We start from the raw sequence: 13105 nt of genomic DNA, 5'->3' as shown, positions 1-13105 counted from the left end.
GCTGAGTATGGTCGTCGCATGCGCCCTCCGTTCATGAATACCCCGGAGCAGCTCGAATCTCTCGATGGGCAGCAGTACCTGGTGCTTCGCCCGACTTCAGAGGTGGCGGATCGCTATGCGATGGAGCAGAACGACGCGTTGGCTCTGGGGGGACTTCCACACCCGCACACCGGGCACGTGACGCTACGAGGCTTCTACGAGCCAACACGTCGGGGCGAGCTCACGGCGCTGGTCCGCAGTTGGGCTTCCCAGCAACAGCCGATCGAGATCGTCGGCGACGCCGTCGACTCATTCCCTGAGCCGTGGCAGATCCTCATTCTGCGACTTGCTCGTACTCGCTCTCTCATCGCCGCCTACGCAACGTTGACCGACTTGTTGGATCTGACCGATTTCCACCGCCTCGGTGAGCTGCCCCTCGATGACTGGACCTTTCACATGTCCGTCGTCTACGGCAAGACACTGTCGAGTGAGGGTTGGAAGGCGATCGAATCCGCACGAGTTCAGGAGTTCGAGCATCCGGTTCGCGAGACCGTCAACGAGATAGAGCTCGTCTCGTATGCAAACGGCGAGGAGCACAGCGAGGTCATCCAACTCGGCATTTGAGGTGCGGCTCGCCCGCGCACCTATCGCTTGCGAGCGCCACGACCCGACCGCCGGAAACGATCTTTACCGGCGGAGGAGCGACCGAGCAGCTACGGGGCACCCAGAACAGTCGCGCGAAACCTACTGTCGGCGGGCGTCAGAAGGGCCGTTGTTGTCTCGATCTTGCCGTTCGCGTCTCCGCAGTTCGGCAAGCAGAATGATCATCGCGGCGCAGGTGCACACAGCCCCGAGGACTGACCACCAGTTGGGTGGCTCATCGAAGATGAGCGGAAGCGCGACGGCTGTGAAGATCGCCACCAGCGCCGAAATCGTCAGCACCACGATGACCATAGTGCGCTGTTTGCGGGGCGTCATGAAAGCCATGCTTGCATCACTCACAACACCCGCGTCGGTGGGTAGTTCGGCCTGCCGAAAACGATCGTTTTCGGTGTGTGCCTCCGAGATGCCGAGTATGGTGCGCCACAAACGGCAACCGCTACCTAGTTTTGGCAGACGTTTCTGGTGCACCTGCGATTAGCGGCAGGGGCGTCCAGAGCTGTTCCTAGTGGTGTTCGTACTCGCCGAGGCTCACTCGACGATCAGCCCACATCCGTTGCTCTGAGCGGATTCGAGAAATCAGGTTGGGATCTATGTCAGCTATGGCCATCCCCTCGGCGGTGGGAACGTGAGCGATACGTTGTCCAAGCGGGTTGAACACGGCGGATCCGCCGATGAACTGATGAGTGCCTCCGATGAGGCCGCTGAAAACGACGTACATGCCGTTGTCGAGTGCTCGCGCGGCGTAGTGCAAGTCGCGTCGGTGCTCGCCGCCGGGGAAGTACGCGCCGCTGTTGATGTAGACAACCGCACCGTTGAAGGCGGCCGCGGCCGCGTGCTCCGGGAAATTTGCGTCGTAACAGACCGACAACCCCAGTCTCAGGTCACCCGCGGATAGCGAGCACCCGTGATCGCCCGCAGTGAACCAGCGGCGTTCGCTGTCGTAGAGATGCTGCTTGTCGTACGCCAAGACCGGGGCTCGACCGGGTGCGAGAACGATGTCCGTCAAGGTCGATCGCCCGCCGCGGTCGAGGGCGGTGTTCAAGATGACCAGCAGTCCCGTTACGTCGACGGCTTCCTGGACGCGATCGAGCCAGTCGAGCTCTGCTGATGCAGGCAACGATCCGGTGAAAGCTGCGTCGTCGTAGCCCGTGACGAAAGCCTCCGGGAACACGATGACGTCGACCTTCTCCGAGGAGGCCCGCTGGATGAAATCGACGGCCTTCGCGATGTTGCGGTTGACCTCACCCGGCGAGGCCTCGGCCTGAACGGCCGCTATGCGAAGAGTCACCTTCACACTGTCGCACCTGGCGGGGTTGTAGCTCTCCGCAACCGGCCGAAACTGATGGTTCCTGACCGGGGGCATCTCGTCGACTGGGCCAGCCGGCATTAGACATCGGGCCCGCGGGATCCCCGTCCTCTCAGACTCTCGCGGCCCGATGAGACGGCTCCCAGCCCCAGACCGATGAGCGCGCCCACCAACCCGGATACGGTCCCAAAGGTGCCACTCCAACCCATCAGAACGTTTCGCGGGTCGACGAACTGCCGATTGTCCGCGAAGCTGGCCATTGCGTCAGGAAACCAGGCGATGAGCACATACAAGACGCCGAGGAGCACACCGGCCGCGAAGCCGGCAGCGACCCAGGGCAGCAGACGGAGGCAGCCTGCGGATGCTCGCCGGATCAACCGGGTCATGAGCCCACGATAGGGGTTCATGCTCAAGCCCGTCGTTTGTCCTGAGGCGAACGGGGCCGCCGCTCGACGCGCCGGAAACGATCGTTTCCGGCGGCCCCGAACGAGAGGCAGCAATGTGCCCACCGGAAACGTGTATCAGAACCTGGTTTCGGCGGACCTTTTCGGGAGAGTTGGCGACACGCGCTGGGGTGAGTGTCAAAGCTGCGCGGTACTACGAGCAGCCGGGGTTCACGAAGCTGTCTATGCATGCGCTGGACACGTTCTGTGGGCGTGCCCAGCACACGCATACGAAGATCAGCAGGGCTGGCTGACCGGCGCAATCCTCCCGTAGTCTGCGGAGACCCAGCACTTTTCAGGACTGGCCTTCCAGGCCCGGGTTTCGTTCAGGGTGCTGCGGGAAGTTGCATATTTCCAGGCGGGGTCGACACCTTGAAGTCCCATGCAGTCGGTGAACGCGAACGTTCCGTTGAAGGTACAGAGCGAACTGTCGACGAGCTGAAGGTTGCCACTGACAAGGCTCGAGGTCTTAGTCCCTACCTTCGCGTCGATGAAGGTTTCGAGGCTGGCATTCGGCCCAGCGGGGAAGTTTGGCAGATCGTAGGGAGACGCCAGCCCAACAGCCATCGAATTCAATCCACACGGGTCGAACAGATCGTTCAGATCAGCGTAGGGATAGGCCTTGCTGACGCCGCCGTAGTACGACGAAATCGACCAGCTGTTCAGGTTGTAGTTCTTTGCGATGAACTGATCCCGGAAGTTAGGCCCGCAGATCTGACCAGGAACCACGCTTCCTCGAGTGCCTGAGGCTCCGTTTTGGATGTTTATCTCGAACTCGATGCCGATTGGCCCTGTCAAGGTTTTCGGTCCGTAAGGGGCGTACCAGTCCAGGCTGTTGTAGAAGTACTGTGATTTGCCGCTCCGTATCGTTCCTGCATAGACGACCTGTGGTTGCCATCTGACCGTCGTGGCGGCGGCCGCCGCGGTAGCTGACGAGGCGGATACCTTCTGCGAGTCGGCGGACACTGTCTCAGGTCCCCCCCTGTTATTCTCACGCAGCTCTGCTGCATCCTCGGACGTCATCCGGGGCGCGACAAATGGAGTTCCCGGAACGTCGATCTCAGCAAGGGGCTCATATGTGGGCGAGCTCCCACGCGCGCTTCCAGCTAGTTCCGGATCGCGATAGTCGACAGCGACGAGGAGCGAAGAAGCCTCGGGCTGGGTGCCGTACATGTCAGCGAACTGCGCGAGAAACTCCGCTGGGCTCTTATCGCCGCCTAGAAAGTACTCCCCGACGACCTGATCGTTCTCGAAGCGGACGCCGACCACGTCACCGGGGTAGGACTCGCTGATGTTCAGAGCGTCATCGAGCTCGATGTGATGACTGAAAGCCGCTTGAAGGACGGATATTTTGCCAAGCTCCTCCTCCGTCTCGGCAGGCGTTGCCACTACGGCAGAAGACGCACTAGCCGGGCCGACGATGAGTATCGCCGCGGCCAACATTGCCCCTGCAGTTGTGCTTGTTTTCCTCACACTTACCCCCCGATTTTGCGTTTTGAGCGCACGGAAGCGTAGATCCCCCCAACAGCAAGAGCCATTCCCCCGTACACGATCAACGTACGAGACCACCCGTCGTCTGTCCACACGCGACCGTCCTCCACCGGCCACGAGCAGCGGAGCATCAGAGGAAAGACTGTTGTCTCGCCGCGCACCTCAGCTTCAGTGGCCTCCGTGAGCGGCAAGGCGGCAGGCGGGGCGAGCTCCTTTGTCTGCAGCACACAGCGGCGGTCTGGATCCTCTTTCCAAAAGAGAAACGGCGCGGCAACGGCCCCGACCAGAAGCAGCAGAACAATCGAGACAGTGAGCAGCGTCACCCGCAGCAACTTACGGTTACCAGTCGACGTCGGCGCCATGTCGTCACTCTAGGTGGCTCGCCTTATGCCTCGCATTCTTGAGCTCCGACGACGGAGACGCCAGAAACGATCGTTTTCGGCGCGCGGCCGGTCAGGGCCTTGCGGGCGTCCGACACGCCGTGGATCGACCCGCCGAAAACCCCCACCGAAATCTGCGCTCGCCGAAACTCCCCGCGAACGTTTTCGGTGGGGGCCTGCGGCCCCACCTCGACACCGCCCCACCGGCCGCGCCCGGGCTACGCTCGAACGGTCGGAGGGAGCCCAATGCCGCTGGATCCGTTCTTCCGCGAGCGCCTGCGCACGCATCGGCGATACCTTGCGAAGAAGGCGTGGACCGATCTGACCGCGCGGTTCCGACCGGCGCCGCCGGCGCCGCCGGCATCCGCTTCGGCGAAGAAGACGACGCCGCTCACCCCGCGCGAGCGGCACCGTCGCGCCGCGCTCAACTGGGACCGCATGGAGCTGCGCAACGCCGGCATCCCCGGTCCCGACATGGAGACCACCGACGTCACCGTGCCGGTCGAGGGGCACCCCGACGTCCGCATTCGCATCTACCGCCCCGCCTCCGCCCCGACCCCGGCACCTGCGTGCCTCGTGATCGGCGGCGGTGCGTTCCGCATCGGCGGCATCGACTATCCGACGGCGGATGCCTCGTGTCGCCGCCGCGCCGACCGCTCCGGCGTCGTGCTCGTCACCGTCGGGTACTCGCTCGCTCCCGAGCAGCGCTATCCGACGCAGATCGAGCAGGTCCACGCCGCGTGGGTGTGGCTGCACACGCACGCGCAGGAGCTCGGGATCGACCCGGACCGGATCGGCCTGAACGGTGCCTCGGCCGGCGGATGCCTCGCGGCATCCCTCACCCTCCTCAACCGCGACCGCGGCACACCCCAGGCGACGCTGCAGATCCTCGAGGTTCCGGTCACCGACCTCACCGGCCGGTGGATCGACCTGCGCGCGACGTACGCCTTGGGCGTTCCCGCCTTCATCGCGCTGCGCGAGCTGCGCTCCGTCGCGAGCACTTACCTCGGCGACCGGTCGCGGGCGCGCGAGCAGTACGCGTCGCCGATGCGGGCCGCCTCGCACGCGGGCCTTCCGCCCGCCGTCGTGCTCACGGCGGAGTACGACCCGCTCCGCCGCGACGGCGCGACCTACGCGGCGAGGCTGCGGGATGCCGGGGTCGACACGAGCGCGACCCGCTACCTCGGCGTGACGCACGACACCCCTCTTTATGTCGGCGCACTCCCGGCCGCGCGCCGCTGGGAGGACGACGTCGTCGCCGCGCTCCGCCGCATCTGAGGCGCACTGGTAGCGTGCGCGACGTGCATCCTCCGATCGAACCCCACGCCTCCGGAATGCTGGACCGACCGGACGGCGCCCGCCTCCACTGGGAGGTCTCGGGCTCCGACACCGGCCGCGCCGCGCTCTACCTGCACGGCGGACCCGGCGGCGGCCTCGGCAAGGGCGGCTACCGGCGCGTGTTCGACCCCGAGCGGTACCGCATCGTCGGTCTCGACCAGCGCGGATGCGGCGCCAGCACGCCCTGGGCGATCGACGACCTCGAGAACCTCGACACCAACACCACTCCCACGCTCATCGCCGACATCGAGGGGCTCCGCGAGCACCTCGGCATCGACCGCTGGCTCCTCTACGGCGTCTCGTGGGGGTCGACCCTCGCCCTCGCCTACGCGCAGGCCCACCCCGAGCGGGTGAGCGAAATCATCCTCCTCGCCGTCACCGCCGGTGCGCGCGACGAGATCGAGTGGATCACCGACGGGGTGGGATGCATCTTCCCCGAGGCCCGCGACCGGCTCGGCGACCTCGTGCCCGCGGGTGAACGCGTCGTCGACGCCTACGCGCGGATGCTGCGCGACCCCGACCCGGCCGTCCGCACCCGTGCGGCCGACGCGTGGGATGCATGGGAGTCGGCGCACATCACCCTCTCGCCCTGGGCGACACCCGGCCCGCTGCACGACGACCCGCGCTCGCGCGAGAACTTCGCCACTCTCGTCACGCACTACTGGTCGCAGGACTGCTTCCTCGACGCGCCCGTCCTCGAGCGGATGGACCGGCTCACCGGCATCCCGGGCGTCCTCATCCACGGCCGACGCGACGTGAGCGGTCCCGCACTCACGCCGTGGCTGCTGCACCGCGCCTGGCCGGGCAGCCGGCTGCACATCCTTGAGGAGGAGGGGCACGGTGGTCCGGCATCGGCGCAACTCGCCTGCGACGCGGCAGACGAGTTCGCCCGCGAGTGACCCGGATTCGGACATGTGCGCCGGACTCGGACGGGAGAGCGCCCCCCGATCCGAATCCGACAACAGCGTCCGAATCCGGCAACCGGCGGGCGGACACGCACACACGGCCCGAAAAGCAACCCCCTCCGCGGAATTCCGCGGAATCCGGCCGAAACGGCCTCATTCGCCTCAAAAGTCACATCCGACACGCGACACGCCGTCCGATTACGGCCCAGATGACCGAAAATCCGCGGAATCACGGGGTTCGTGGGTATATTCGGGACCGGTCGCAACGACCAACCGGCGGTCACCCCGTCGGTCCGAGTAACTGAAGACGGCGATCCGCCGTCTGGAGGAGCACCATGGCCATCACCAAGACCGAACTCGTCGCCAGCATCGCCAGCGCCACCGGCGAGAGCCAGGCCACCGTCTCGCGCGTCGTCGACGGCCTGTTCGCGTCCGTGTCCGAGGCTGTCGCCAAGGGCGAGAAGGTCTCGATCCCGGGCTGGATCGCGTTCGAGCAGGTCGAGACCTCCGCTCGCACCGGCCGCAACCCGCAGACGGGTGCCGAGATCAACATCCCCGCCGGCAAGCGCGTCAAGGTCAGCGCCGGCTCGAAGCTGAAGGCTGCCGTCAAGTAAGACGCTGCAGTCGTACGAAGGGGGATGCCGCGAGGCATCCCCCTTCGGCGTTCCCCCACCTGCCCGCGCGTAGGCTTGCAGGGTGAATCCGCGTGCTCTCCGCTTCGCCGGGCCCGCGATCCTCGCAGGCGCCGGTCTGATCGCGCTCCTGCTGGGTCTGGCCTACGGCGGCGGCGCGACGCCCCTCGTCATCGGCGATCCCGGCCCCGTCGTCCGCTGGGTGCTGCCGGTCACCGAGCTCACGGTCAACCTGTCGGCTGCTGTGCTCGTCGGCTCACTCGTCCTGGCTCTCTTCTCGCTGGTCGCCGGGTCGAAGGAGTTCGACTTCGCCCTGGATGCCGCCTCTGCCGGCGCCGCGATCCTCACCGTCGCGAGCGGTGTCACCGGGTACCTGACGTTCCTCAAGGTGATCCCCGCGCGGCCGAGCGCCGACGCCGCGTTCGGCGAGCAGCTCGGTCGCTTCCTCGTCGACACCGACCCCGGTCGTGCGTGGCTCATGACCACCGTCGCCGGAGCGGTCCTCACCGTGCTGGCCTTCGCCGTCCGCGGGTGGCTGCCCACCCTCCTCGTCGCCGTGCTCGCGATCGCCGCCATGGTACCGATGGCGACGGCCGGGCACACCGGCAGCGAGGCGAACCACAACATCGCGGTCACCTCGCTCGCGCTCCACATCATCGCCGCGGCGGCGTGGCTGGGCGGGCTGCTCCTGCTGATCCTCCTGCGCCCGTTGCTGACGCGCGACCGGCTCGCCGACGTCCTTCAGCGCTACTCGAGCATCGCCCTCGCCGCCTTCGTCGTCGTGACCCTGTCGGGCATCGCGCGGGCGGCCATCGGCATCCTCTCGTTCCAGAACCTCTTCTCGGCCTACGGCGCGATCCTCATCGTGAAGGTCGTCGCGCTGCTGGCCATGGGCGTCCTGGGTGCCGTCTACCGGCGTCGGTTGATCGCCGGCATCCGTGACACCGCCGTCGCGGCCCGCTTCTGGACGCTCGTCCTCCTCGAGGTCGTGTTCATGGGGATCGCCTCCGGCGCCGCCGTCGCCCTGTCACTCACGCCGCCGCCCGTCGACACCACGCTGCCGCTCGATCGCACGCCGGCCGAGGTGCTGACGGGCTCGGCCCTTCCGCCCGAGCTCACCATCGACCGCTTCTTCACGGCGTGGGACGTCGACCTGATCTGGGCGTTCGCCGTCGGCTTCGGACTGTTCTTCTACCTCGCGGGCGTCCGCCGCCTCGCCCGCCGCGGCGACCGTTGGCCGGTCGGCCGCACGGTGCTCTGGATCACCGGCCTGGTGCTCCTCTTCTACGTCACCTGCGGTCCCGTCAACGCCTACCAGGACTACCTGTTCAGCATGCACATGGTGGGCCACATGCTGCTGTCGATGGCGATCCCGATGTGCCTCGTCTTCGGAGCCCCCATCACCCTCGCCTCGCGCGCGATCCGCAAGCGGGACGACGGCACGCGCGGCGGTCGCGAATGGATCCTGTGGGCCATCCACAGCCCCTACGCCAAGGTGATCACGCACCCGCTCGTGGCCGCAGCGCTGTTCATCGTGTCGCTCTGGGCGTTCTACTACACCGACATCTTCCGGTGGACGCTCTACGACCACCTCGGGCACGAGTGGATGGTGCTGCACTTCCTGACGGTCGGCTACCTCTTCGTGATGTCGCTCGTCGGCATCGATCCCATTCCGTACCGGCTGCCTCACGCCGGTCGCCTGCTGACCCTCATCGGCGTCATGGCGATGCACGCGTTCTTCGGCATCTCGATCATGATGTCGTCGGGCCTGTTCGTCGCGGAATGGTTCGGGTCGATGGCCCGCCCGTGGGGGCTCGATCCGCTCGCCGACCAGTACATGGGCGGCGGCATCGCGTGGTCCATCGGCGAGATCCCGACGCTCATCCTCGCGATCGTGGTCGCCGTGCAGTGGAGCCGCTCCGACGAGCGTCGTCAGCGCAGCAGCGACCGTCAGGCCGATCGCAGCGGCGATGCGGAGCTCGAGGCGTACAACGCGCGACTCGCGGAGATCGCCGCCCGCGATGAGCGGGATGCCCGGCGCGAAGCGGCGCGCTGACCGCGCTCAGTCGGCGGCCGAGACCGCGATGGACGCCGTGCCGTCGGGGAGGATCGTGATCTTGCCGGTGAGGAAGAACGGCACGAGCTCGTTCACGTCGTAGACCGAGCCGTCGAAGATCGAGCGGATCTGCACGTCGATCTTCGCGACCGCCTGCGTGCGGGTGATCGCCCACCCGGCACCGTCGGGCTCGAGGGTCACGACGGGGTTCTCCTCGATCTTCCACCTCGGCGGCTCGACGATGCGGTTGCGCACGTAGTAGCCGAACGGGCACCCCGTGGGCTGGAGGACCTTCTGCGTCGCGCACTGTGCGAGGAAGTCGTCCACCTCCTGCTGCACGACACCGATGAACTTCTCGGTCGGCTCCGCCTGGAACGACACCGGGATCTCGGCGAGGGGAGTGTCCGAGAGGACGGCGACGCCGGGGCTCGTCGTGGCGGCCGTGTCGACGGTGATGGAGTACAGCCCGGGAGAGAAGGCGAGCAGCGGGATCGGTTCGAGGGGGTCGGCGTCGCTGCCGTCGGGCGAGACCTGACGCTTGTCGATCGAGAAGCCGTTCACCTCGAACTGCATCGAGCCGCGCACCGCGAGCTCGATGACCGCGAGCGGGCTCTGCGCGAAACGCCACCGGGGGAGGAGACCGCTCTCGTCCTCGTCGCGCTCCACCTCGAACGTCGTCGTACCGGCGTGGCCGCCCACCCGGTACGACACGGTGACCGTCGTCGTGCCGTCGGCATCCGTCGTCTCGGAGACCGGCTCGACGTCCGACAGCGGCGTCAGGGTGTTGCTGCGCAACAGGGCACCGCTCGCGTCGGCGGGCAGCTTCGCCGCGGCGAGGGTCGACGACGTCGTCGAGACGCCGGGGACGAGGAGCGCGTCGGTCGCGCGTCCGTCGGCGAGCAGGTGCAGGTAGTCCAGGACGAACGCGGTCGGGCTGTAGAGCTGTCGGTAGAGCACGGCGGAACTCGCACCGATCGCGCCGACGAGCAGGATGCCGACGACCCCCAGCACCGTCAGGTCGATCGCGAGCTTACGTCGGCGTCGGGGCCCCGCGACGGTGGCCGTGCGGGTCGCGACGACGGTGGCGTCCGGCGCAGCGGCATCCGCCGTCTGGTCGGTACCGTCGTGTTCCACGTGCCCAGTCTAGGAAAGCCCCGCTGGTAGCTAGCATGGTTCCGGTGAGCACGCCGCCCCTGTCTCCTGAACAGGACGCGCTCTTCCGTCTGATCGAGGACACCCGCGAGCACGTGTTCGTGACGGGACGCGCCGGGACAGGCAAGTCCACGCTCCTCCAGCACCTGTCGTGGAACACGAGCAAGCAGATCGCGATCTGCGCGCCGACCGGCGTCGCCGCCCTCAACGTCGAAGGCCAGACGATCCATTCGCTGTTCAAGCTGCCGATCGGGCTCATCGCCGACAGCGAGATCGAACAGACCGAGGCGACCCGCAAGATCCTGAACGCGATCGACACGCTCATCATCGACGAGGTGTCGATGGTCAACGCCGACGTCATGGACGCGATCGACCGCTCGCTCCGCCAGGCGCGACGCAAGCGCGCCGAGCCTTTCGGCGGCGTGCAGGTCGTCATGTTCGGCGACCCGTACCAGCTCTCGCCGGTGCCGCCCCGCGGCGACGAACTGCGCTACATCCAGGACCACTACCGCTCGTTCTGGTTCTTCGACGCGCAGGTGTGGGCCGGTCCTCGAGCGGATGCCGGTGCCATCCGCTCCGACGGTCTGCTCGACCTCGGGCGGGTCGGCGCTCCGCTGAACATCGCCGAGCTCCGCAACATCCACCGCCAGTCCGACGACGCGTTCAAGACGATGCTGAACGCGGTGCGCCACGGGATCGTGACCGCCGACATCGCAGGCGCGCTGAACGCGGCCGGTGCGCGGAAGCCGCCGGAGCCGACAGCGGATGAGGTGCCGATCATCACCCTGGCCACCCGCAACGACATCGTGTCGCGCATCAACCAGCGTCACCTCGACGCCCTGCCGGGCCCCGCGCAGACGGCTCGGGCCGAGATCAGCGGCGACTTCGGCCGCGGCGACGCGTCGTACCCCGCCGACCAGGAGCTGCAGCTCAAGGTGGGCGCTCAGGTGATGTTCCTGCGCAACGACGTCGGCGGCTTCGGCGGCGACGGCCCGCGCTGGGTGAACGGATCGATCGGCACCGTCACGCGCATCGCGGGCGGAACCGTCCGCGTCGAGCTCGACGGCGAGGAGCACGACGTCGAGCCGACGGTGTGGGAGAAGTTCCGCTACGCGTACGATCCCGGCACGCGCAAGCTGACCCGCGAGATCGTGGCGGAGTACACGCAGTTCCCGTTGCGGCTGGCGTGGGCGGTGACGATCCACAAGTCGCAGGGCAAGACCTACGACCGGGCGATCATCGACCTCGGCAACGGTGCGTTCGCCCCGGGGCAGACCTACGTCGCGCTGTCGCGGCTCACGACGCTCGACGGGCTCTACCTCTCGCGCCCGCTGCGCCCCGCCGACATCCTGGTCGACCGGGACGTGCGGCGCTTCATGGCCGGGGTGCGGGCGGCGCAGAACGCGGGCTGACAGGCGGCATCCGTCGCCGCGCGACGTGCGCGAGCGGAGGGAGCGGACGGGTGTGCTGTAATCATTGAGACGAAAACCGGGGGTGATCTGCGCGTGGCAGGACGTGTGTCGAGGCGAGTGCTCGCTGCAGTGACGGCGCTCGGCCTCGCGATCGGTCTCGGCGCCTGCGCTCCCGAACCCGACCGGGTCGACATCGGTGTGGACCAGGTCGACGGTGCTCTGCCGTCCGATCTGACGACGCAGATGCAGGAGCTCACGCAGACGGCCATGACGTCGATCGGCGCCAGCGGCGCGATCGTCTCGGTCTCGGTGCCCTGGTCGGGCGAGTGGACCGCGGGCGTAGGCACCTCCGGCGTCGGAGGGCCCAAGGTCGACCCGTCGATGACGTTCAAAGCGGTCAACGCGACCCGCCCCATGACGTGCGACCTGCTCTACGCCCTCGTCGAGAAGGGCACGGTCAAGCTCGACGACACCATCGGGAAGTGGCTCGACTCGTACCCCGGCGAGAGCACGGTCACGCTGGCCCAGCTCTGCGACAGCACCAGCGGCATCCACGGGTACCTGAACGAGATCTTCTCGCGTGTGCTCACGGTGCCCGAGCGCGTCTGGAACCCGCGCGAGCTCGTCGCCTACGGCCTCGGCCAGCCGGCGTCGTTCGCGCCCGGAGCGCGCTTCGGCGAGTCCGACACCGGCTACGTGCTCCTCGGCCTCGTCCTCGAGCGCGCCTCGGGGCAGTCCCTCGACGAGCTGTACGACGAGTACGTCTTCCAGCCGCTCGGCATGGGCTCGACGTCGGTGCCCATGGGCGTCGGCGGCGGCGACCGCCTCAAGGGGTCGTACCTCGACTCGGGTGAGGACGGCAAGCCGAACTGCAAGGCTCCGCTCGACATGACGGACCTGACCTCGAGCGTGGGCTCGTCCGCAGCGGGCGCGGTCTCGACCGTGTCGGACCTGTCGACCTACGTCCGGGCTCTCGCCGTCGGCGCGCGCCCCTACGACACCGACCAGCGGTTCGAGGGCGCCCCGCCCATCAGCGACAGCCTGCCCACCTGGTTCACGGCGAAGGGCGGCGCCTATCAGGGCGGCAGCCTCGTCGGGCAGTACGGGTCGCTCCCCGGTTACATGGTGGCCGCCTTCGCCGACCGCCAGACCGGCATGTCGGTGGTCGTCGTGCTGAACGACTCACGGGCGTCGTCGAACGTCGCGCGCCTGCTCGCGTGGCAGCTCGCGGCACTCGCGTCCAAGGCGCCGGCCGCCGACGGCCGCACGGCGCCCGAGGTCGGCCTGCCGTGGACGGTCGAGAGCCTCGGCGAGGAACTCGCCGGTTACGCCATCTGCGGCGGGTGAA

At 67.5% G+C, this 13105-nt stretch carries 12 protein-coding genes; 7 read left to right on the top strand and 5 right to left on the bottom strand.

Features of this window, described 5'->3' with window-relative positions; genetic code table 11:
- The first annotated feature begins 18 nt into the window (after positions 1-18).
- Entirely contained in the window at positions 19-603 is a 585-nt protein-coding gene (locus Q9S78_RS01130; protein WP_020098428.1) for a 2'-5' RNA ligase family protein, read from the top strand.
- Positions 604-723: 120 nt separating this feature from the next.
- On the opposite strand, the gene Q9S78_RS01125 is transcribed toward Q9S78_RS01130, so the two are convergent.
- The 4 genes from Q9S78_RS01125 to Q9S78_RS01110 form a co-directional block, all read right to left on the bottom strand.
- On the bottom strand, positions 724-966 hold the full coding sequence (locus Q9S78_RS01125) for a hypothetical protein (RefSeq protein WP_020098429.1): 243 nt from the start codon (positions 964-966) through the stop codon (positions 724-726).
- 178 nt (positions 967-1144) lie between these two features.
- Positions 1145-1930 (bottom strand): carbon-nitrogen hydrolase family protein, encoded by a 786-nt coding sequence (locus Q9S78_RS01120; protein ID WP_196800639.1) that lies wholly within the window; start codon positions 1928-1930, stop codon positions 1145-1147.
- Between the two features lie 698 nt (positions 1931-2628).
- A complete protein-coding gene (locus tag Q9S78_RS01115) occupies positions 2629-3780 on the bottom strand; it encodes a hypothetical protein (protein WP_155900375.1) in 1152 nt (383 codons plus the stop codon).
- An 86-nt stretch (positions 3781-3866) separates the two neighbouring features.
- The gene (locus Q9S78_RS01110) at positions 3867-4244 is read right to left on the bottom strand and encodes a hypothetical protein (protein WP_020098432.1); all 378 of its coding nucleotides are present in this window, start codon (positions 4242-4244) and stop codon (positions 3867-3869) included.
- A gap of 264 nt (positions 4245-4508) precedes the next feature.
- Here Q9S78_RS01110 and Q9S78_RS01105 point away from each other — a divergent pair, with 264 nt between their 5' ends.
- From Q9S78_RS01105 to Q9S78_RS01090, 4 genes are all read left to right on the top strand, one after another.
- Entirely contained in the window at positions 4509-5540 is a 1032-nt protein-coding gene (locus Q9S78_RS01105; RefSeq protein WP_311868334.1) for an alpha/beta hydrolase, read from the top strand.
- A gap of 56 nt (positions 5541-5596) precedes the next feature.
- Positions 5597-6499, top strand: a complete 903-nt coding sequence (locus tag Q9S78_RS01100) for an alpha/beta fold hydrolase (protein WP_376716531.1) — start codon at positions 5597-5599, stop codon at positions 6497-6499.
- Between the two features lie 341 nt (positions 6500-6840).
- Complete coding sequence (locus Q9S78_RS01095) at positions 6841-7119, top strand: HU family DNA-binding protein (RefSeq protein ID WP_018187642.1); 279 nt, start codon at positions 6841-6843, stop codon at positions 7117-7119.
- Positions 7120-7201: 82 nt separating this feature from the next.
- Positions 7202-9193 carry a bifunctional copper resistance protein CopD/cytochrome c oxidase assembly protein gene (locus tag Q9S78_RS01090; RefSeq protein WP_311868328.1) on the top strand — a complete coding sequence of 664 codons (1992 nt, stop codon included), beginning with the start codon at positions 7202-7204 and terminating at the stop codon, positions 9191-9193.
- Between the two features lie 6 nt (positions 9194-9199).
- On the opposite strand, the gene Q9S78_RS01085 is transcribed toward Q9S78_RS01090, so the two are convergent.
- The gene (locus Q9S78_RS01085) at positions 9200-10327 is read right to left on the bottom strand and encodes a hypothetical protein (protein ID WP_311858249.1); all 1128 of its coding nucleotides are present in this window, start codon (positions 10325-10327) and stop codon (positions 9200-9202) included.
- Positions 10328-10362: 35 nt separating this feature from the next.
- On the opposite strand from Q9S78_RS01085, the gene Q9S78_RS01080 reads away from it, so the two are divergent.
- Both Q9S78_RS01080 and Q9S78_RS01075 read left to right on the top strand, forming a co-directional pair.
- Positions 10363-11757, top strand: a complete 1395-nt coding sequence (locus Q9S78_RS01080; RefSeq protein ID WP_311858248.1) for an ATP-dependent DNA helicase — start codon at positions 10363-10365, stop codon at positions 11755-11757.
- A gap of 93 nt (positions 11758-11850) precedes the next feature.
- The gene (locus Q9S78_RS01075) at positions 11851-13104 is read left to right on the top strand and encodes a serine hydrolase domain-containing protein (protein WP_311858247.1); all 1254 of its coding nucleotides are present in this window, start codon (positions 11851-11853) and stop codon (positions 13102-13104) included.
- Position 13105: the final 1 nt, after the last annotated feature.

It is taken from the genome of Microbacterium aquilitoris (assembly GCF_031932285.1).
Classification (GTDB): Bacteria; Actinomycetota; Actinomycetes; order Actinomycetales; family Microbacteriaceae; genus Microbacterium; species Microbacterium aquilitoris.
The sequence above is the reverse complement of the archived record's forward strand: the minus strand, read 5'-3'. Positions and strand labels throughout refer to the sequence as shown.